The organism is Arthrobacter sp. GQ119 (assembly GCF_059759125.1).
The window spans coordinates 47,912-65,860 of the sequence record NZ_JCAXEA010000028.1 but is presented as its reverse complement, the minus strand read 5'-3'; the positions used below and the strand labels follow the sequence as shown (position 1 = coordinate 65,860).

The 17,949-nt window shown below is 64.4% G+C and carries 19 protein-coding genes; 14 read left to right on the top strand and 5 right to left on the bottom strand.

What is annotated here, in order from left to right; all coding sequences use genetic code 11:
- The first annotated feature begins 121 nt into the window (after positions 1-121).
- The 8 genes from AC6CH3_RS20770 to AC6CH3_RS20735 all read left to right on the top strand — a co-directional run bounded on the left by AC6CH3_RS20770 (position 122) and on the right by AC6CH3_RS20735 (position 7,939).
- Positions 122-574: an NUDIX hydrolase gene (locus AC6CH3_RS20770; protein ID WP_498134217.1), complete on the top strand. Its 453-nt coding sequence runs from the start codon at positions 122-124 to the stop codon at positions 572-574.
- Positions 575-891: 317 nt separating this feature from the next.
- Positions 892-2,001: a ribosome small subunit-dependent GTPase A gene (rsgA, locus tag AC6CH3_RS20765; protein WP_498134219.1), complete on the top strand. Its 1,110-nt coding sequence runs from the start codon at positions 892-894 to the stop codon at positions 1,999-2,001.
- 191 nt (positions 2,002-2,192) lie between these two features.
- Positions 2,193-3,293: an ABC transporter ATP-binding protein gene (locus AC6CH3_RS20760; RefSeq protein ID WP_498134216.1), complete on the top strand. Its 1,101-nt coding sequence runs from the start codon at positions 2,193-2,195 to the stop codon at positions 3,291-3,293.
- A complete protein-coding gene (locus AC6CH3_RS20755; protein ID WP_498134215.1) occupies positions 3,293-4,006 on the top strand; it encodes an ABC transporter permease in 714 nt (237 codons plus the stop codon). Before AC6CH3_RS20760 ends, AC6CH3_RS20755 begins: the two co-directional genes overlap by 1 nt.
- Positions 4,003-4,746: an ABC transporter permease gene (locus tag AC6CH3_RS20750; protein ID WP_498134214.1), complete on the top strand. Its 744-nt coding sequence runs from the start codon at positions 4,003-4,005 to the stop codon at positions 4,744-4,746. The genes AC6CH3_RS20755 and AC6CH3_RS20750 overlap by 4 nt, the downstream gene beginning before the upstream one ends.
- Positions 4,743-5,699, top strand: coding sequence for an ABC transporter substrate-binding protein (locus AC6CH3_RS20745; RefSeq protein WP_498134213.1), 957 nt, complete (start codon positions 4,743-4,745; stop codon positions 5,697-5,699). Before AC6CH3_RS20750 ends, AC6CH3_RS20745 begins: the two co-directional genes overlap by 4 nt.
- A gap of 129 nt (positions 5,700-5,828) precedes the next feature.
- Entirely contained in the window at positions 5,829-7,049 is a 1,221-nt protein-coding gene (locus AC6CH3_RS20740) for a pyridoxal phosphate-dependent aminotransferase (RefSeq protein WP_498134212.1), read from the top strand.
- Between the two features lie 35 nt (positions 7,050-7,084).
- Positions 7,085-7,939: a polyphosphate kinase 2 family protein gene (locus AC6CH3_RS20735; RefSeq protein WP_498134211.1), complete on the top strand. Its 855-nt coding sequence runs from the start codon at positions 7,085-7,087 to the stop codon at positions 7,937-7,939.
- 29 nt (positions 7,940-7,968) lie between these two features.
- Here AC6CH3_RS20735 and AC6CH3_RS20730 read toward each other — a convergent pair whose 3' ends face one another.
- Together AC6CH3_RS20730 and xseA are read right to left on the bottom strand one after the other, a co-directional pair.
- The gene (locus tag AC6CH3_RS20730) at positions 7,969-8,220 is read right to left on the bottom strand and encodes an exodeoxyribonuclease VII small subunit (RefSeq protein WP_400578813.1); all 252 of its coding nucleotides are present in this window, start codon (positions 8,218-8,220) and stop codon (positions 7,969-7,971) included.
- Positions 8,221-8,271: 51 nt separating this feature from the next.
- Positions 8,272-9,564 carry an exodeoxyribonuclease VII large subunit gene (xseA, locus tag AC6CH3_RS20725; protein ID WP_498134210.1) on the bottom strand — a complete coding sequence of 431 codons (1,293 nt, stop codon included), beginning with the start codon at positions 9,562-9,564 and terminating at the stop codon, positions 8,272-8,274.
- A gap of 184 nt (positions 9,565-9,748) precedes the next feature.
- Here xseA and AC6CH3_RS20720 point away from each other — a divergent pair, with 184 nt between their 5' ends.
- Complete coding sequence (locus AC6CH3_RS20720; protein ID WP_498134209.1) at positions 9,749-10,597, top strand: hypothetical protein; 849 nt, start codon at positions 9,749-9,751, stop codon at positions 10,595-10,597.
- Between the two features lie 90 nt (positions 10,598-10,687).
- Positions 10,688-11,764, top strand: a complete 1,077-nt coding sequence (locus AC6CH3_RS20715) for a 4-hydroxy-3-methylbut-2-enyl diphosphate reductase (RefSeq protein ID WP_498134208.1) — start codon at positions 10,688-10,690, stop codon at positions 11,762-11,764.
- Between the two features lie 44 nt (positions 11,765-11,808).
- On the opposite strand, the gene AC6CH3_RS20710 is transcribed toward AC6CH3_RS20715, so the two are convergent.
- Positions 11,809-13,050, bottom strand: coding sequence for a DNA recombination protein RmuC (locus AC6CH3_RS20710; protein ID WP_498134207.1), 1,242 nt, complete (start codon positions 13,048-13,050; stop codon positions 11,809-11,811).
- A 156-nt stretch (positions 13,051-13,206) separates the two neighbouring features.
- On the opposite strand from AC6CH3_RS20710, the gene ychF reads away from it, so the two are divergent.
- The 4 genes from ychF to AC6CH3_RS20690 all read left to right on the top strand — a co-directional run bounded on the left by ychF (position 13,207) and on the right by AC6CH3_RS20690 (position 15,638).
- The gene (gene ychF / locus AC6CH3_RS20705; protein ID WP_498134206.1) at positions 13,207-14,292 is read left to right on the top strand and encodes a redox-regulated ATPase YchF; all 1,086 of its coding nucleotides are present in this window, start codon (positions 13,207-13,209) and stop codon (positions 14,290-14,292) included.
- A gap of 33 nt (positions 14,293-14,325) precedes the next feature.
- The gene (locus AC6CH3_RS20700) at positions 14,326-14,607 is read left to right on the top strand and encodes a type II toxin-antitoxin system RelE/ParE family toxin (protein ID WP_498134205.1); all 282 of its coding nucleotides are present in this window, start codon (positions 14,326-14,328) and stop codon (positions 14,605-14,607) included.
- Positions 14,594-14,896, top strand: coding sequence for a HigA family addiction module antitoxin (locus AC6CH3_RS20695; protein ID WP_498134204.1), 303 nt, complete (start codon positions 14,594-14,596; stop codon positions 14,894-14,896). The genes AC6CH3_RS20700 and AC6CH3_RS20695 overlap by 14 nt, the downstream gene beginning before the upstream one ends.
- A gap of 229 nt (positions 14,897-15,125) precedes the next feature.
- Positions 15,126-15,638, top strand: coding sequence for a hypothetical protein (locus AC6CH3_RS20690; protein ID WP_498134203.1), 513 nt, complete (start codon positions 15,126-15,128; stop codon positions 15,636-15,638).
- A gap of 402 nt (positions 15,639-16,040) precedes the next feature.
- On the opposite strand, the gene AC6CH3_RS20685 is transcribed toward AC6CH3_RS20690, so the two are convergent.
- Both AC6CH3_RS20685 and AC6CH3_RS20680 read right to left on the bottom strand, forming a co-directional pair.
- Positions 16,041-16,139 carry a hypothetical protein gene (locus tag AC6CH3_RS20685; RefSeq protein WP_498134202.1) on the bottom strand — a complete coding sequence of 33 codons (99 nt, stop codon included), beginning with the start codon at positions 16,137-16,139 and terminating at the stop codon, positions 16,041-16,043.
- 726 nt (positions 16,140-16,865) lie between these two features.
- Positions 16,866-17,279, bottom strand: a complete 414-nt coding sequence (locus AC6CH3_RS20680; RefSeq protein ID WP_498134201.1) for a hypothetical protein — start codon at positions 17,277-17,279, stop codon at positions 16,866-16,868.
- Positions 17,280-17,949: the final 670 nt, after the last annotated feature.

Below are 17,949 nucleotides of genomic sequence, written 5' to 3'. Positions count from 1 at the left end.
GAACAGCACTGGGCGAACAACAGTAGCGGGAGACCGCGGGCAGCCCGGCCCGCTCCCTGGGCCATGGCACGCTCCGCTGCTGCCGAGGCTTCCTCGAGGGTGCCCGGGCTAGGCTGGATTCATGAGCGTTCTCTTCGACACCCGCCCCGCGGCATACGCCGTGATCCTCCGCGACGACGCCATTCTGCTGGCGTACTGGAAACAGGACGGCAAGGAGGGGTGGACGCTTCCAGGGGGCGGGCTGGACCTCGCCGAACATCCGGTGGACGGATGCGTCCGGGAGATCTTCGAGGAAACGGGCTACCACGCCGAGATCGGCGCCATGCTGGGGATCGACGTCGGCCACTGGCCCTCAGGGTCACGGCTGGACGGCATCGACCGGGACTTCCAGGCGCTCCGGCTCGTGTACGAGGCAAGGATCACCGGCGGGGAACTCACTCACGAGGTGGACGGCACCACCACCCACGCTGCCTGGATCCCGCTGGATGAAGTGGGCTCCCTGAACCGCGTCTCGCTGGTGGATGCGGCGCTGCGGCTGTTCAGCGAGCGGCCCGTCAACGGCAAGCTCGGCTAAGCCTTTTTCCTAGCCAAGCACCGGAATTTCCTAGCCAAGCAAAGACCCGCTGGCTATCCTGTTGGGAGCGACCGGATAGGGTATCCGGCATGAGACGCAGCGGGGAGGTGGACCTGATGATTGCAGCTTTCCTGTGCCCGGAGCGCATAAGCAAAGACTCCTTCATTAATCCTGCCCCGCGATTCGGCACCGCCTAATCCTCAGCCGCCGCCCCGATACATGCTCGTAGGGGGATGGCCAGCGTGGTGCCCAGGGGCCCCACCCAGAGGTCCACAGTGAACAATCCTTCCGGCCCTGCAGTGGCCGAAAACAACGCAATTTCCGAAACCAACCAGTCCAGCCACAAGCCCGGCACCGCACACCTGCGGGGACCAGCCGAGTACGGTTTCACGGCTTCCACGGCCGCGCATTTCACGGCCCACCCGGTAACCGGCGGGCAAATGCCTGCCCGGGTCGTCAGGGTTGACCGCAACCGCCTTCTCGTCGCCACAGCGGACGGCCTGGCGCGCGTGCCGTATCCGGCCTCGCCGCCCGTGCCTGCCAGCGGCGACTGGGTCTGGCTCGGGCACAACGCCGCCGGTGAGCCGGCCGTCGTCGCAGTGCTTCCGCGCACGTCCGAGCTGAGCCGCAAACGGGCGTTCGACGCGTCCTCCGAGGCGCAGGTTCTGGGCGCCAACATCGACGTGGTGGGCGTGGTGGTTCCGGTCGACCGGCCACTGACCCACAACCGGCTGGAACGGACCCTCGTTGCGGCATGGGATTCAGGTGCCACACCGCTGGTGATCATCACGAAAGCCGACCTCGCCAACCTCGCGGATGACGTCGTCGGGAAGGTGATCCTGCAGGCGGCCGGAGTCGACGTGGTGACCACATCCGCCGAGCAGGGGGACGGCCTGGACGAGTTGTTCGCCCACGTGCCCAGGGGAGGGACCCTCGTGCTGCTGGGGCCCTCCGGCGCCGGCAAGTCCACGCTCATCAACGCACTCGCCGGCAGGGAGGTCCAATCCACGGGAGAGGTTCGGGCAGCTGACGGCAGAGGACGGCACACCACCACGTCCCGGGAGCTGGTGCCACTGCCGGGCGGCGCGGTGCTCATGGACACGCCAGGAGTGCGTGGTTTTGGGCTGTTCGACGCCGACGAGGGCATGGGCGAAATGTTCGGCGATCTTGAGGAGCTGTTCCGGCAGTGCCGGTTCTCCGACTGCGCCCACGACCGTGAACCGGGCTGTGCCGTCCAGGCCGCGCTCGCCGACGAAACCCTGGACACCAGGCGGTGGGCCAGCTATCTCAAGCTGCAGCGCGAACGTGCCGCCCTGAACCGGCGTCACGACGCTGCGGCCCGGCGGGCTTACCAGCGCGAATGGCACCAGAAAGTGGCGGTAGCGGGCAGGACCCAGCGCGCGGCGGAACGGTACAGAAACGGCTAGCCTGCCGGTTTCGGTCGGAGACCCATCCGGCGGGCGGTTGTCTCCGAATGGTTACGGTATGGGCGTGTGCGGTTACTTTCCCGCGGGCACTGGTTACGCTTTGTCAAAGTGCGCTTTACACCCAAAATTCAGCGTGCTTATGATCAGCTCGCTTGTCCGATGTTGCTGACAACAGTTAGGTAAGCCCGGGAATGGCCGAAGCCATGATTGAGTTCGCTAGCGTCACCAAGCAGTATCAAGGTGGACAGCCGGCGGTGGACAACCTGAGCATGACCATCGACAAAGGCTCCATCACGGTGTTCGTCGGACCCTCGGGCTGCGGAAAGACCACCTCCCTGCGCATGATCAACAGGATGGTTGAGCCCACCAGGGGGACCATCACCGTGGACGGCAAGGATGTCACGTCTGTGCCGGCGGCGGAGCTTCGGCGGTCCATGGGCTATGTCATGCAGTCCTCCGGCCTCATGCCGCACCGCTCGGTGCTGGACAACATCGCCACGGTGCCGCGCCTGAACGGCGTCTCCAAGGCGGACGCGCGGAGGCGCGCCGAAGAACTGCTCGACGTCGTCGGGCTGGCTGCCGCGCTTGGGAAGCGCTACCCGTCCCAGCTCTCCGGCGGGCAGCAGCAGCGGGTCGGGGTGGCCCGTGCCCTGGCTGCCGATCCGCCGGTGCTGCTCATGGATGAACCCTTCAGCGCAGTGGATCCCGTGGTCCGCGACGAGCTCCAGCGGGAACTGCTGAGGCTGCAGCGCGATCTGGCCAAGACGATTGTCTTTGTCACCCATGACATCGACGAGGCCACCGTGCTGGGGGACAAGGTGGCGGTCTTCGCCGTCGGCGGCAAGCTCGCCCAGTACGCCACACCGGAGGAAATCCTCCGCGCGCCGGCCAGTGAGTTCGTGGCATCCTTCGTGGGCCGCGACCGCGGGTTCCGGCACCTTGGGTTTACGGCGGCCGACGGCGTGACCATCCGGCCGGTGGCGACCGTCACCCGCGGCGAAGATGCCCACGCCGGCATGACGGGAAACGCCGGCGGCTGGCGCCTCGTCCTGGACGCGGAGTCCCGTCCCCTGGGCTGGGAAGGCCCCGGCTCCGGTTCCGAACTCATCCCGGGAGGCTCGCTGTTCCGGCCCGGGGATACGCTGCGCCGTGCGCTGGATTCCGCCCTGTCTTCGCCGTCTGGGCTGGGCGTGGCGCTGGACAGCGAGGGCAGGGTCGCGGGCGTGATCGAGGCGGCGGAAGTGCTCGCTGTCATCGAATCCGCCCGCCGGATCCGCCAGGACGCCCTCTGATGGACTGGTTCCTGGCGAACAGCGGCATCGTCTTCGAGCGGGCGGGCCAGCACCTGGTCCTTGCCCTGGTGCCTATGGTTTTGGGGCTGCTGATTTCCATTCCGCTGGCCCAGGTCTCGCGGCGCCACCCTGTACTCAGGTCCCTCGTGACCACCCTGACGTCGCTGCTGTACACGATCCCGTCGCTGGCACTCTTCATCATCCTGCCGCCCCTGCTGGGCACGAGGATCCTGGACCCGCTGAATGTCATCGTTGCCCTGACGATCTACGCTGTGGCGTTGCTGGTGCGGGCGGCCATGGACGCCTTCGATTCGGTCGATGACGACCTGCGGCAGGCGGCCGTGGCCATGGGCTACAAGCCCGCGGCACGCTTCCTGTCCATCGATCTGCCTCTCTCCCTTCCCGTCCTGTTCGCCGGCCTGCGGGTGGTGTCCGTCAGCAACATCTCGCTGGTGAGCGTTGCCGCACTGCTGGGCGTGGGAAACCTGGGGATCCTCTTCACGGACGGGCTGCAGCGGACCTTCGTCACGGAGGTGGTGGTGGGGATCGTTGCGATTCTCCTGCTGGCACTCCTGATGGATGCCGTCCTGGTCCTCCTGGAGCGGCTGCTCACGCCGTGGACCCGGGTATCGGCTGCGCCCTCCCGCGCGGAGCCGGTGACGGGCGCGGAGTACATTGCCGAGACACAGATCCATGCGGGGGCCCGGTCATGAGTATCTTCACCGAAACCTTTGCCTGGCTCGCCGATCCAAGCCACTGGACGGGGACCTCAGGCATCGCCAACAGGCTGCTTGAGCACCTGCAGTACAGCGGCCTCGTCCTGGTCATCGCCGCGGCGATCGCCGTGCCGGTCGGGCTCTACATCGGCCACACCGGGCGGGGGAGGGTTGCGGCAGTGGCCGTGGCAGGAGCGCTGCGGGCCCTGCCCACGCTGGGCCTGCTGGTGCTCTTCGCGCTCATCGCCGGCAGCGGCCTCATGCCGCCGGTATGGGCGCTGGTGATCCTCACGGTCCCGCCGCTGCTCGCAGGCACGTATGCCGGGATCTCCAGCGTCGACCCGGCAGTTGTGGACGCCGCGCGCGCCATGGGCATGAAGGAACTGCAGATCCTCTTCCGGGTGGAGCTGCCCAACGGTCTCCAGGTGATGTTCGGGGGCATCCGGACAGCCGTGCTGCAGGTGATCGCCACGGTATCAGTCGTGGCGTATCTGCCGCTCGGGGGACTCGGGCGGTACCTCTTCGACGGCCTGGTCCTCCAGGACTTCCCCCGGATGCTGGCCGGTTCGCTGCTGATCGCCGGCCTGGCGATCGCCGTCGACCTCGTGCTTGCAGCGGCGCAGAGGCTGCTGGTTTCCCCCGGACTGGCCACCGGTCCCAAGGGCGGCCGCCAGGCCGCCACCACACGCTCGGCTGCCGCACCCGCGACGGCCGCTGTTCAAGGAGGTACCCCATGAAGGACCCGATCCGCACGACCGTCACCCGCCGCGGCCTGGGCGGCCTTGCCGCAGGTGTTGGCATGGCCCTGGCGCTCTCGGCCTGCGGCGGCGGCGATCCGCTGACGTCACCGACCACCACCGCAGGCGGTGCGACAGGTGGTGGCTCCCTGGTTGTCGGTTCTGCCGACTTCCCCGAAAGCCAGGTCATTGCCGAAATCTACGCCGGGGCACTGAACGCGGCCGGCATCACCACCACCACCAAGCCCAACATCGGCTCCCGCGAAATCTACTTCAAGGCTGTACAGGACGGCTCCGTGGACGTCGTGCCGGACTACTCAGGGAACTTGCTCTCGCACGTGGACCCCGAGGCACCGGAAGTCGCCGCGGAGGACGTATACAAGGCACTGCCGGAGAAGCTGCCCGAGGGCCTCGGGGTGCTGGAGGCGGCCAAGGCCGAGTCCAAGGATGCCATGGTGGTGACCAAGGCAACGGCCGAGAAACACCAGCTGAAATCCATCGAGGACCTGGCCAAGGTCTGCAAGGACTTCACGATGGCCGCACCGGCCACGTTCGAAACGCGCGCCTATGGGTTCCCAGGGCTCAAGAAGAACTACAACTGCGAACTCAAGGCGCTCAAACCGTTCAACGACGGCGGCGGCAACCTGACCCTGCAGGCACTCCTGACGGATGAAGTGCAGGTGGCCGACATCTACACGACAACCCCGTCGATCGCCGACAACGACCTTGTGGTCCTGGAAGACCCCAAGAACAACTTCAAGGCCCAGCAGGTGCTGCCCCTGTATAACAGCGCCAAGATGACGGACAAGGCCAGGGAGGCCCTGAACGGGGTGTCCCGGATTCTGACGACCGAAGACCTCATCAACCTCAACCGTGCAGTCAGCGGCACACAGAAGCAGAATGCCAAGGATGCGGCCGCGGCCTGGCTCAAGGACAAGGGCATCGTCAAGTAGGCAAGCCGCCCGCACTCAAGAACTGAACTACGACGGCGGCTGCCGGGCTTCCCTGCGAAGCCGGCAGCCGCCGTCGTGTGTGAGCCACGTCTCCCCGGAAGCACATCCCGCATATGGCATATTTGATGGATGGCAGAATTCAAGCAGTCCACCAAGCTTCATAATGTCCTTTACGACATCCGTGGACCGATTCTTCAGGCCGCCCAGCAGATGGAGGCAGAGGGTCACCGCATCCTCAAACTGAACATCGGAAACCCAGCGCCCTTCGGCTTTGAAGCGCCGGACGCGATCCTGGTGGACATGATCCGCCACCTGCCGCATGCCCAGGGCTACAGCGACTCCCGCGGCATTTTCTCGGCCCGCACCGCGGTTTCGCAGTACTACCAGACCCGCGGCATCCAGAACATCGACGTGGACGACATCTACCTGGGCAACGGCGTGAGTGAGCTCATCACCATGTCGCTCATGGCTCTGCTCGAAGAGGGCGATGAGATCCTGATCCCCACCCCCGACTACCCGCTGTGGACGGCTTCTGTGGCCCTCGCCGGTGGACGTCCCGTCCACTACCTGTGCGACGAGGAATCGGGCTGGCAGCCGGACCTGGAGGACCTGGAAGCCAAGATCACCCCGCGCACCAAAGGCATCGTGGTCATCAACCCGAACAACCCGACAGGTGCCGTCTACCCGGAAAGCACACTCCGGAAGATCGTGGCCCTGGCGGAGAAGCACGGTCTGGTGCTCTTCGCCGACGAGATCTACGAAAAGATCCTGTACGAGGACGCCGTCCACGTGAACATGGCCGGCCTCACCGGCGACGACGTCCTGTGCCTGACCTTCAGCGGCCTGTCCAAGGCCTACCGCGTGTGCGGCTACCGGGCAGGGTGGATGGCCATCTCCGGTCCGAAGAAGGACGCCTCCGACTATCTCGAAGGCATCAACCTGCTCGCCAACATGAGGCTCTGTGCCAATGTGCCGGCGCAGCATGCCATCCAGACCGCGCTGGGCGGCTACCAGAGCATCAACGACCTCATTCTGCCTGGCGGGCGACTGCTGGAGCAGCGGAACAAGGCCTACGACATGCTGAACGCCATCCCCGGAGTGAGCACCCAGCAGGCAAGGGGCGCCCTGTACCTTTTCCCGAAGCTGGACCCCGATTTTTTCCACATCCGCGATGACGAGAAGTTCGTCCTGGACCTGCTGAAGGAACAGAAAATCCTGGTGTCCCATGGCCGGGCCTTCAACTGGGTGCGGCCGGACCACTTCAGGATGGTCACCCTGCCAAATGTGAAGGACATCGAAGAGGCAATTGGCCGTATGGGAGACTTCCTCAGCCGGTATCAGGGGAACTAGCCTGTTTCCACACACAACTGTGGAAAGAGGCCAACATGACCGGCGTCGTGGATTTCACGAAGTTCCCCTCCGGATCCCTGAGGGTCGGCAAGGGCTTCAAGCTGGCGGATGTTGACCCTAATACCACCCCGGGTTATCCCGGGAACAAGGCCGACGGCGAGACCCTCCTTAAGGACCTCGACGACAAGCTCGCGGAACTTCAGGAGAAGCTGTTTGCGGAGTCGAAATTTGGCGGCACCCAGCGGGTTCTGCTGATCCTGCAGGGAATGGATACCGCCGGCAAGGGCGGAATCGTCAAGCACGTATTGGGCGCCATGGATCCGCAGGGCGTCCAGTTCAAGTCCTTCAAGGCACCCACGCCTGAGGAAAAGGCCTACGACTTTCTCTGGCGCATCGAAAAGGAAGTTCCCGCCGCCGGCATGGTGGGCGTCTTTGACCGGTCTCACTACGAGGACGTCCTGATCCACCGGGTTCACCGCTGGGCAGACCCGAAGGAGCTTGAACGCCGCTACGCGGCCATCAACGAGTTCGAAGCCAGGCAGGTTGCCGTGGGCACGAAGGTCATCAAGGTCATGCTTCACATCAGCAACGAGGAGCAGAAGGAGCGGCTCCTGGCCCGGCTGCATAATCCGGCCAAGCACTGGAAGTACAACACCGGAGACCTCAAGCAACGCGCATTCTGGGAAGACTACATGGCTGCATACCAGGCGGCATTCGATGCCACCAACTCGGACCATGCCCCGTGGTACGTCGTGCCTGCCAGCAAGAAATGGTACGCGCGGATTGCGGTGCAGCAGTTGCTTCTGGAGGCGCTCGACGAGCTTCAGCTCGAGTGGCCCAAAGCCGACTTCGACGTGGACGCCGAACGCCGCCTGGTTGAAAGGTCCTAACGGACGGGACGGCTGCTAATGCTGCTGCCTCAGCTGACCTTGCGGGCAGCCGCCAGCCTCTTCCGTGCGCCCTCCAGCCATTCTTCGCAGCGCCGGGCAAGGGCTTCGCCCCGTTCCCAGAGGGCGAGTGAATCTTCAAGGCTTGTCCCGCCGGCTTCGAGCCGGGATACCACGCCCACCAGCTGCTCCCGTGCTTCCTCGTAGCTCAGCGCCTCGATGTCTGCCGGCAGGGGTGCCTGCGCTGCAGTTTCGGGTGCGGCATCGTTGGTCTGGTCCGTCATGTCAGTTTCACCTGTCGTATTTGTTGAACTGGGTGGTTTCTCGGTCATGTATCAGGTGCCGGCGGGCTGGCGGGCGCCGGTCGACGTCGCACCGAACCGCCCGCCCGCTACCCGGACGGAAAGTTCCGTGGCGGGCGGAACCTGCGAGGGGTGGCGCACCACTGTCCCCGCTGCCGCCCCGCTGGCTTCGGCGAGTTGGACCACGGCGTAGCCGCGGTCCAGGGTTTGCTGCGGAGACAGCGCTCTGACCTGGGCCTGGAGGTGGGCGAGCTGGTCCGCTGCCCTGGTGACAGCCGCGCTGATCGCCGCAGTGGAGCGGCGGGACAGCCGTTCCACATCCTCCTCCCGCGCAGTGACCATGCCTTCCGGTGAGGCGAGGGCGGGTCGGGAACGCAGGGCGGCGAGGCGGTCAGATTCCCTGGCGACAAGCTGGGAGACCGAGCGGTGCAGCTGCGCCTCGGCCTGCCGGACCCGGGCGAGCTCCTCCGAGACTTCCGGAACGATCCGCTTGGCGGCATCCGTGGGCGTGGAAGCGCGAAGGTCGGCGACGTCGTCCAGGATGGGCCGGTCCGCCTCGTGCCCGATGGCACTCACCACCGGGGTGACGGCACCGGCGACGGCACGGATCAGTTCCTCGTTACTGAAGGGCAGGAGGTCCTCCAGAGCGCCCCCTCCGCGTGCAATGACGATGACGTCGACGTCGGACCGGGAGTCGAGTTCCTTCAGCGCCCCGACAATTTGGCTCACCGCGGTGTTTCCCTGAACGGCCACCTCCCGGACTTCGAACTCGACGGCGGGCCACCGCAACGCTGCGTTGCGGAGGACGTCCTTCTTGGCGTCAGAGTCCCGGCCGGTGATGAGGCCGATGCGGTGGGGCAGCAGCGGCAGCCGTTTCTTCCGGGATTCGGCGAAGAGGCCTTCGGCGGCGAGCGCGTGGCGCAGCCTCTCGATCCGGGCGAGGAGGTCGCCCAGGCCTACCGGGCGGATGTCCTTGACGGACATGTTCAGGCGTCCGGTCTTCAGCCAGAATTCGGCCTTGAGCAAGGCAACCACGCGGCTGCCGCGCTCGAGCGGGGTCTCCTGGCGGTCCAGGATCTTCGACCAGACGGAAGCCGGCAGTGAAATCTCCGCGTCGACGTCCCTGAGCGTCAGGAAGGCGCTGGTGCCACGGCGGTTCAGTTCGATGACCTGGCCTTCGACCCACGCCGCCGGAGCCCGTTCGATATGGGCCTTGAGTTTTTGGGACAGCAACTGCAGCGGCCACGGGTTGTCCGGGCTGGTGTCTGCGGCGGTGGGAGGGACCGTTGTGCGCCCGGCGGCCGGCACGGTGGCATTTTCAGCCATGTGCAGCCCGGATGGAGGCGTTGCCCTGTTGCATGAGTGGCTGTCCTTTGCCGTCGCGGTGGGTTAATCAACTCTATCCATAGCTTTATCACCGGGTGGCGACATTTTTTGCTCATGCGGCCGCGCCCCTAGGATGGCTGTGTCCCATCGACCCGCCAGGAACCCCCAACCAGCTAGGAATCCCTTGCGTTCTTTTGTTTCGGCCTTGGCCGTTGTCCTTGGCCTGCTTCTGGCCGCAGTTGCCGTCCCGGCCATGTGGGTGGACCGCAACATCGTGCAGGAGGAGGGCTTTGTTGCCCTGGCCGCTCCTTTGGGCAAGGATCCTACATTTCAGAACCGGCTTGCCGCCGCAGCCGTGGGCGGAATCGACACCGGGGGAGCGGTACCCGGCCCCTTGGCCGAGGCCGTCCGGCCGTTGCTGGAATCGGCTGCCGCGTCGCTCACCGGACTTCCGGGCTACCCCGCTGCCTGGGAAGAAACCTTGCGGAAGAGCCACCGGCTCAACTTTGCCGCGGCGGGCGGCAGCACCTCCGAAACTGAGGCCGCGACCTCCATCACCCTGGATGTGGCGCCGCTTGTGGCCCTCGCGGCCAAGCAGATCTCCGAGCATCTCGGGGTGCCGTTGGAAGCCCCGGAGCAGACTCTGCTGACCGTTGGCCAGTCCAGCCAGCGCCAGCTCATCGAGCAGGTCGCCGCCTACGCTCCGGTTGGCTACAGCCTGGCTATCGGGGCAGGCATCGCCTTCCTCCTTGCCCTTGTGGCGGCCCGGCGGCGTTGGTCAGTGCTGGTGGGCACGGGGATTGGAGGCCTCGGGCTGGCCGGCCTGTGGAGCCTGGGATCCCGCTGGGCAACCGACGCGGTCATGGGCACAGCGAGCGGCAACGAGGTGGCAGACCTCTTTAAGCGGGAATTCGTGGCAGCCTCGGCAAACGGATTCGGGTCCTGGATCCAGGCCGGCGCGGTCACCGGGGCCGTGCTGCTGGGCGCGGGCCTCGTGTTCGGTCTTCTTGGCGGCGCTGCCCGAAAGCGCTGAAGGACTCCGGGGATAGTGCCCGGACCATAGGATTTTGGGCCGGCCGGCCGGGCTGCGGGGACGCGCTGCCACACCCGGTAGCATGGAGAAATGACCTCCTCAGCAGTCTCCCTTTCGATGCCAACTGTCCCGCGCCGGCGGCGTTCGCCCGAGGAAGTGTCGGCAGCCGCACCGGTATCCGGCCCCAAGAAGGTCCTGCTGGCGGCCCCCCGCGGGTACTGCGCGGGTGTGGACCGTGCCGTCATCGCGGTGGAGAAGGCCCTGGAGCACTATGGGCCTCCGGTGTATGTCCGCAAGCAAATTGTCCACAACGTGCACGTCGTGAGCTCCCTTGAAGAGCAGGGCGCCATCTTCGTGGACGAAACCGATGAGGTGCCCGAAGGCGCCCTTGTCATCTTCTCTGCCCACGGCGTGTCACCGGCCGTCGTCCAGTCCGCGGGCGACCGCGGCTTGCGCACGATCGATGCCACCTGCCCCCTGGTGACGAAGGTCCACAAGGAAGCCGTCCGTTTCGCGAAGGACGACTTCGATATCCTCCTGATCGGCCATGACGGCCATGAGGAAGTGGAGGGCACCGCCGGGGAAGCACCGGAGCACATCCAGATCATCAACGGTCCGCATGAGGTGGACAAGGTGACCGTCCGGGATCCGGAAAAAGTCATCTGGCTGTCGCAGACCACACTGAGCGTCGACGAAACCATGGAAACAGTCCGCCTGCTCAAGGAGCGCTTCCCGACGCTGCAGGACCCGCCCAGTGATGACATCTGCTACGCCACCACGAACCGCCAGGTGGCCATCAAGAAGATCGCACCCCAGGCGGACCTCGTGATCGTGGTCGGTTCGGCCAACTCTTCCAACTCGGTGCGCCTGGTTGAGGTCGCGCTCGAGTATGGGGCAAAGGCTTCCTACCGCGTCGACTTCGCCAACGAGGTGGACGAGGCCTGGTTCGAAGGCGTGGCCACTGTCGGCGTCACGTCCGGTGCCTCCGTTCCCGAGGTGCTGGTCAAGGACGTTCTCCGCCTGCTGGCCGATTACGGCTACGGCAGCGTCGAGGAAGTCGTCACCGCCGAAGAGGACCTGCTCTTCTCGTTGCCCAAGGAACTGCGCGCAACCCTCAAGGAAGCCGGCGACGTCTCCCGGGCCCTCGGCGGCAGGCGCTCAAACTAGCCGGCAGGCGTTCAACCCAGCCCGGCAGGCCGGAAGGGTGAGGCCTACGCGGCGTCCTCTTCCGATGCCTCCTCTGTTGTAGCCGCTGACCGTTCCCGTGCCTGCAGCTCGGGAGCGGATACGGCGCGGGCGGTGACCTGGACCGCGGGAGGTGTGGCAAGCCCGGTGGCGTCGAGGGCATTGAGCTTCCGCGCCGTGGGGAGGATCCGTGCTTCCAACGTGCCCACCATGGAGTTGTACCGGTCCACCGAGGTTTTCAGCGAGGACCCCAGCTTGCTGACATTTTCCCCGAGGGTTCCCATCCGTTCGTAGAGCTGCCGGGCCAGTTCGAACAGTTCGCGGGCACTGTCGGTCAGCACGTCCTGCCGCCAGGTGAACGCGACGGATTTGAGGACGGCGAGCAGTGTGCCGGGCGAGGCCAGGACCACGTTCCTGGACAGCGCATGGTCCAGGAGCCCGGGATCGGCAGAGAGCGCGGCCGCGAGGATGGACTCAGCCGGCAGGAAGCAAATGACCAGCTCCGGGGAGTTGCCCGATATGTCCCAGTACTTCTTGTTGCTGAGGGCATCAACGTGGGACTTGAGCGCCTTGGCGTGCGCAGCCAGCAGGACCTGCTGGTTTGACCGGCTCCCGGCTGTGTCCCTGTCGGTGTGGCCAAGATCCTGGGCCTCAAGATAAGCGGACAGCGGCACTTTGGCGTCCACCACCAGCTGCTTGTCACCGGGCAGCTGCACCACGAGGTCCGGACGGACCGATGCGTCAGTTCCCGCGCTGTGAAGTTGCTCGTGGAAATCGACATGGCGCAGCATCCCGGAGGCCTCAACGACCCGCCGCAACTGGACTTCACCCCATTGGCCGCGGGCGCTGTTCGAACGCAGCGCCGCTTCGAGGGCATGCGTGGACCTCATCAGCTGTTCATCCGAAAGCCTGGCCTCCTGCAGCTGCTGTGCCAGTTGCCCGTACTGCTCCAGCCGGTCACGTTCCAGCAGGGAAACCTGCTGCTGAACGGCCGTCAGCTTTTCGGCGACCGGCGCCAGGGCCCGCAGGACACTGCCGTCCTGCTGGCGTGATTCGCCCAGTTCCCGGTTCTGCACGGCGAGCAGCTTCCGCTCGGCTTCGGCAGCAGCATATTGGGCGGTGACCGCCGAGAGCCGCGCCGAAACGCCGTCGAAATCCGCTTCCAGCGCCGCGGTGCGGCGGCGCAGCACCGTGTAGGCGAAGGCCGCCCCGGCGAGGGCGCCGAGCAACAGCATCAGGAGGGCCAGAATGACTGCAAAAGAATCCATGCCTTCACTGTGGCATGCAGGTGCGACATTTTTGCCGAAGGCAGCGGCGCCCCGGCCAGCCGCGCCCTGACAGAACCGGGCCGCGTGCAGGGTGGTGACGCCTGGAGACCGGGCCGGTAGCAGCCGGCGCCGGTGCAACGGGTAGAATCAATGTCCGTGGCTCTTACTATTGGCATCGTCGGACTGCCCAACGTCGGCAAATCAACTCTTTTCAACGCACTGACCCGCAACCAGGTGCTGGCGGCGAACTACCCGTTCGCCACCATCGAACCGAACATCGGCGTCGTGAACCTGCCCGACCCGCGGCTCCAGAAGCTCGCCGGGATCTTCGGATCCCAGCGCGTGCTGCCCGCAGCGGTCTCCTTCGTCGACATCGCCGGCATCGTCAAGGGCGCATCCGAAGGAGAAGGGCTGGGCAATCAGTTCCTCGCCAACATCCGCGAAGCGGAAGCCATCGCCGAAGTGGTGCGCGTCTTCGACGACCCCGACGTCATCCACGTCGACGGCAAAGTCGACCCCCGTTCGGACATGGAAACCATCAACACCGAACTGATCCTCGCAGACCTGCAGACCATCGAGAAGGCCATTCCCCGGATCGAAAAAGAGGTCAAGATCAAGAAGCGGGAGGCCGCTGAGCTCGCTGCCATCAAGGCCGCGCAGGCGGTCCTGGAGCGCGGCGACACCATTTACTCCTCCATCAAGACCGACAAGCTGGAGATGGAGCATCTCAAGGAGCTTGGCCTCCTTACGGCCAAGCCCTTTATCTACGTCTTCAACGCCGACGAAGCCATCCTCGGCAGCCCTGAGAAGCAGGCCGAGCTGCGCGCCATGGTTGCGCCCGCTGACTGCATCTTCCTCGACGCCAAGCTGGAGTCCGACCTCGTGGAGCTGGACGAGGCCGAAGCCCGCGAAATGCTTGAGATGAACGGCCAGGACGAGTCGGGTCTCGATCAGCTGGCGCGGGTGGGCTTCCATACGCTGGGGCTGCAGACGTATCTGACGGCAGGTCCCAAAGAGGCCAGGGCCTGGACCATCCACCGGGGGGACACCGCCCCGCAGGCGGCAGGAGTAATCCACTCCGACTTCCAGCGTGGTTTCATCAAGGCCGAAGTCGTCTCCTTCGAAGACCTCATCGACGCGGGATCCATGTCCGAGGCGAAGTCCCGCGGCAAGGTCCGCATCGAAGGCAAGGAATACGTGATGGCCGACGGCGACGTCGTGGAATTCAGGTTTAACGTCTAGCGTTATTAACGCTGTGCGTTATATCCTGATGCCGTGATCAGGTCGTTCGGGAGCAAAGACACCGAACGACTGTGGCGTCGTGAGCATGTGGCTTCGATGGATTCACGGATCCTTCGGTCCGCCCTCCGCAAGCTTCGCCAGGTGGGGTCCGCGGAGTCGATCGAGGATCTCCGCGTTCCACCGGGGAACCGGCTCGAAGCGCTGAAAGGTGACCGGGCTGGTCAATACAGCATCAGGATCAACGACCAGTGGCGGATCTGCTTTAGGTGGACGGGCGCTGGACCAGAGGAGGTGGAGATCGTTGACCACCATTGACTATCTTGCGCCGATTCACCCAGGTGAAGTTCTCATGGAGGATTTCATTGAGGGTTTTGGCATCACGCAGAACAAGCTCGCCGTGGCGATCCATGTGCCGCCGCGCCGAATCAATGAGATAGTGCATGGCAAGCGTGCGATCACAGCCGACACTGCACTGCGTCTCGGCAAGTATTTTGGAACGTCGGCTCAGTTCTGGCTCAACCTGCAGACGCATTACGATCTCGACCGTGCCGAAGATCGTGCGGCCGAGCAGATCGCGGCCATCACGCCTCTCAAGGTCGCGTGAACAGCTCGGTGCGGCTGGTCATAGACATGCAGATCGGTCGTACCCAACTGCTTTCGATGCGGAGGGCGTCCTCGGGCCAGCCCGTGTAATCACGCGCAGGCCAGCGATGGGGCCCCACCCCACACTCGTCAGGTCTCAAACAGCGAGCCAGTAAAGTTCATCTCGCGAGTTATCCACATAACGCAACGCGGCCGTCCTGCGCAGCTTGCCCCGTGGCAATACTTGGTGAATGGGAATCAGATATTACGCATATGCATTCGACGGCGACGTCACTGAACAGGTGCTTTCCGACCCGACGAGCGTCGTGTCGGTCGATCCGCTTGCTGATGCTTGGGGCCTTGAACCTGGTGTCGGGACCAGTCGTACCACCTTCGAGCAATTGATATCTGAGCGCGACATGCTCTACCTGGACAAGGCGTGGCGGCATCTGCGGGTTCTCACTGCCCCATTGCGGGCGGGCGTGGCGGCGCGACCCGCTTTTCGTATGTTTGAAGGCAACGTGACCATGCGTGGCGAAGTTTGGGAGCCGTGGGTACGGGCCCTCACACCGTCCGAGGTTTTGGCGATTGCTCAGGACTTGGATGATGTCTCTGACGGGGAGGTGAGGCTGCGGTTGCCGGTTTCGCCGTATGTCGATCGGGACCTTGACGTCGAGTATGCCGTTGGCTATCTTCGACGGGCACGGGTCTTCGCCACGAATCTCGCCGATGAGGGGCGCGGGATGGTCTGCCTGATCGGGTAGCGATGATCCTGACAGCGCCCGTAAGGGGCGTAACTGCGGCGACGTGGTCGAGTTCCGGTTTAACGTGTGATGTTGCCTGTTTTCCCCTGCAAACAAAGGGATCAGCTAGGCCAGTCCGCACAGGGTCCGCAAGAATGCTGAGTGCATCGTCCATCATGGCCCGCGCAGCGGCCCTTGTGCGGTCTTCCGCGGTGGGCCGGACGTGTGCGCACGTGTTGAGCGTCGTCGTGGCCTTAAAGAGCCTTAGCCCGGCAAACGCGCACATGGCTATGAACGGACGGAACCAGTCCTCAGAAGTCGTCAGGAGCCGCCTCGCTGGGGGATGGGATGACCATTGCGTGCTCACTCTTCCGCGCACGGGGGAGTGTAACCCCGTCAGCCGGATCCGTCGCGAGCATCCGGTCATTCCGTGCTCCCCGCAACACTGACCTGACGCAACACTGACCTGACGTTGTTGAAGCGTGTTTTGATGGTGCCGGCAGCGAGGCCGTCAACAGTCATCTTCTTTACCCATGACTCAACGTGTGCGCATTTCAGGCTGCGGAACTCCACATCAGCGAACGAGCATGAGGTACGGCCAGACTCATGGCCCTAGTCGTACCGTCAGCCCATATTTGTCGCTGAGATCAACGTGACCCTGCCGGACTTGGGATCCACATATGTTCCAGTCGTGACTGACGCGGTTACGCCGTCGAGCCACTTCTGAGCGTCTATCTTCCGCGCGATGGGCCTGGCGTGCTCCTTGCCGGTATCGTCGCGGTATCGGGCACGCCAGGATCCGTTCTCACGCTTCTGAATGCTTGACATTTTCCTCATCAATCGGGAATTGATGCTGTCGATGTAACTTCGCTTGAGGACGCTGTCGGCCCGCTGCTTCAGGGCCGGTCTTGGATGAGGCCGTGGACGCGGCACGGCAGAAGCACATAGGCGAGACCGCATTTCCTGGACACGGATGAACGTCATCTCGGACATTTCCTCGTTTGTGGGCTGCACGAACGCGCTGCACGGCTTGCAGTCCAACGCCTGACGCGACGGCGCGCGCCGAGGTGGCCCCGTGCTGGTGCTCTGAGTGGCAGCGTACAAAGAAACCCCCGTCAGCTAACCAAGCTGGCGGGGGTCTCCTGCGTTGAGCCTATGCGGTGTCCCTTTTCTGCTCGAGGACCGTCAGGCGGGCCATCTACTGATGGGGCCGGCGTTCATGATCGCTGCGCCTATGCTCCTGTGGACTTAACCCCTGCATCCGCCCGTGATGACGGGGGGATGGTTCGAGCTGAGACGGGCATGAATGATCAGGTTGGGAGCTGATCCCTTGCTGATCAACGTGAAAGATGAAACGTTGTCGAATTCGGGAACGTTCGTCCGGAAATGGCTTGTGCCGTTCAGGACGTACTCGTTGCCCTGGGTGCCCACGCCCTTGGCATGAAGTGTGTCCGTGTAAACAGTTTTCCCATCCTTCTGGGTTTTGGACACCTGACGGTACGTCCCTTCCATGAAGACTGGCTCATCGTTGCAATCGTTGATGGCGAATGCGAGCGTCTCTTCGCGAAAGTTCTGCGCTGGTGCGGCGGTAGCGGCCGTCGCTGGAATGAGAAACCCCAGGAGCAAGGCCAATGGGATTAGGGATCGAAGAATAAATCGCATGATGACCCTTCTGTCATCGGGAAAGGAATGCCTCGGGATGGCATGTAGAAAAATGTGCACAGCGAAATGCACTGACGGAAACGTTCACTCCGCCACGATTCAAGGCGTCGGGATGCGACTAAGTGCCACCCGGTAGGGTAAATGCTTGGGTTGAGACCTTGGAAAAACCTTGGGAGTGACAGAGGGAGGCCCCCTAATGATGGGTACGCGGGAAGCGGCGCGGATATATTAGGGCCATGCCCACTTCCACTCTTGCCGGCGTCGAGTATGACTACCTGACACCGAAGCTCGAGGGCGACCCGGAAGACGTGCACTCTGGGAGTACCGGCAATGGCCGCGGGTTGAGGCGGCCGTTCCGTTCAAGGACGGCGGGACCGTCAAGGTCTAGGGCGAAGCGATGCGCTGGACTCACATGCTCATCCTCGCCCGCTGGCTTGTCTTTGGGGGGCCACACGCACATGGCATGGCCCCCCAAAGACAACGCCCGCCGCCTCACCGCCTCCGAGTGGGACATTATCGAATACCACCAGTGCCCGCCCGAGCGGCGCCCGATCTGGTGGGGCAAGAGGCTCCCCGGCTTCCTCCCCGAAGGCAAAACCGCTCAGCCCTGGCCCGGGGGGCGTCGCTCTCAGTCCGCAGAGAGTCCGCAAGAAGTCCGCAAACGGGCGAA

Coding starts and splice junctions, on each gene's coding strand:
- AC6CH3_RS20770 (WP_498134217.1), top strand. CDS start 122: ATGAGCGTTCTCTTCGACACCCGCCCCGCGGCATACGCCGTGATCCTC.
- AC6CH3_RS20760 (WP_498134216.1), top strand. CDS start 2,193: ATGGCCGAAGCCATGATTGAGTTCGCTAGCGTCACCAAGCAGTATCAA.
- AC6CH3_RS20755 (WP_498134215.1), top strand. CDS start 3,293: ATGGACTGGTTCCTGGCGAACAGCGGCATCGTCTTCGAGCGGGCGGGC.
- AC6CH3_RS20750 (WP_498134214.1), top strand. CDS start 4,003: ATGAGTATCTTCACCGAAACCTTTGCCTGGCTCGCCGATCCAAGCCAC.
- AC6CH3_RS20745 (WP_498134213.1), top strand. CDS start 4,743: ATGAAGGACCCGATCCGCACGACCGTCACCCGCCGCGGCCTGGGCGGC.
- AC6CH3_RS20740 (WP_498134212.1), top strand. CDS start 5,829: ATGGCAGAATTCAAGCAGTCCACCAAGCTTCATAATGTCCTTTACGAC.
- AC6CH3_RS20735 (WP_498134211.1), top strand. CDS start 7,085: ATGACCGGCGTCGTGGATTTCACGAAGTTCCCCTCCGGATCCCTGAGG.
- AC6CH3_RS20730 (WP_400578813.1), bottom strand. CDS start 8,220: ATGACGGACCAGACCAACGATGCCGCACCCGAAACTGCAGCGCAGGCA.
- xseA (WP_498134210.1), bottom strand. CDS start 9,564: ATGGCTGAAAATGCCACCGTGCCGGCCGCCGGGCGCACAACGGTCCCT.
- AC6CH3_RS20715 (WP_498134208.1), top strand. CDS start 10,688: ATGACCTCCTCAGCAGTCTCCCTTTCGATGCCAACTGTCCCGCGCCGG.
- AC6CH3_RS20710 (WP_498134207.1), bottom strand. CDS start 13,050: ATGGATTCTTTTGCAGTCATTCTGGCCCTCCTGATGCTGTTGCTCGGC.
- AC6CH3_RS20690 (WP_498134203.1), top strand. CDS start 15,126: ATGGGAATCAGATATTACGCATATGCATTCGACGGCGACGTCACTGAA.
- AC6CH3_RS20685 (WP_498134202.1), bottom strand. CDS start 16,139: ATGACTGTTGACGGCCTCGCTGCCGGCACCATCAAAACACGCTTCAAC.
- AC6CH3_RS20680 (WP_498134201.1), bottom strand. CDS start 17,279: ATGCGATTTATTCTTCGATCCCTAATCCCATTGGCCTTGCTCCTGGGG.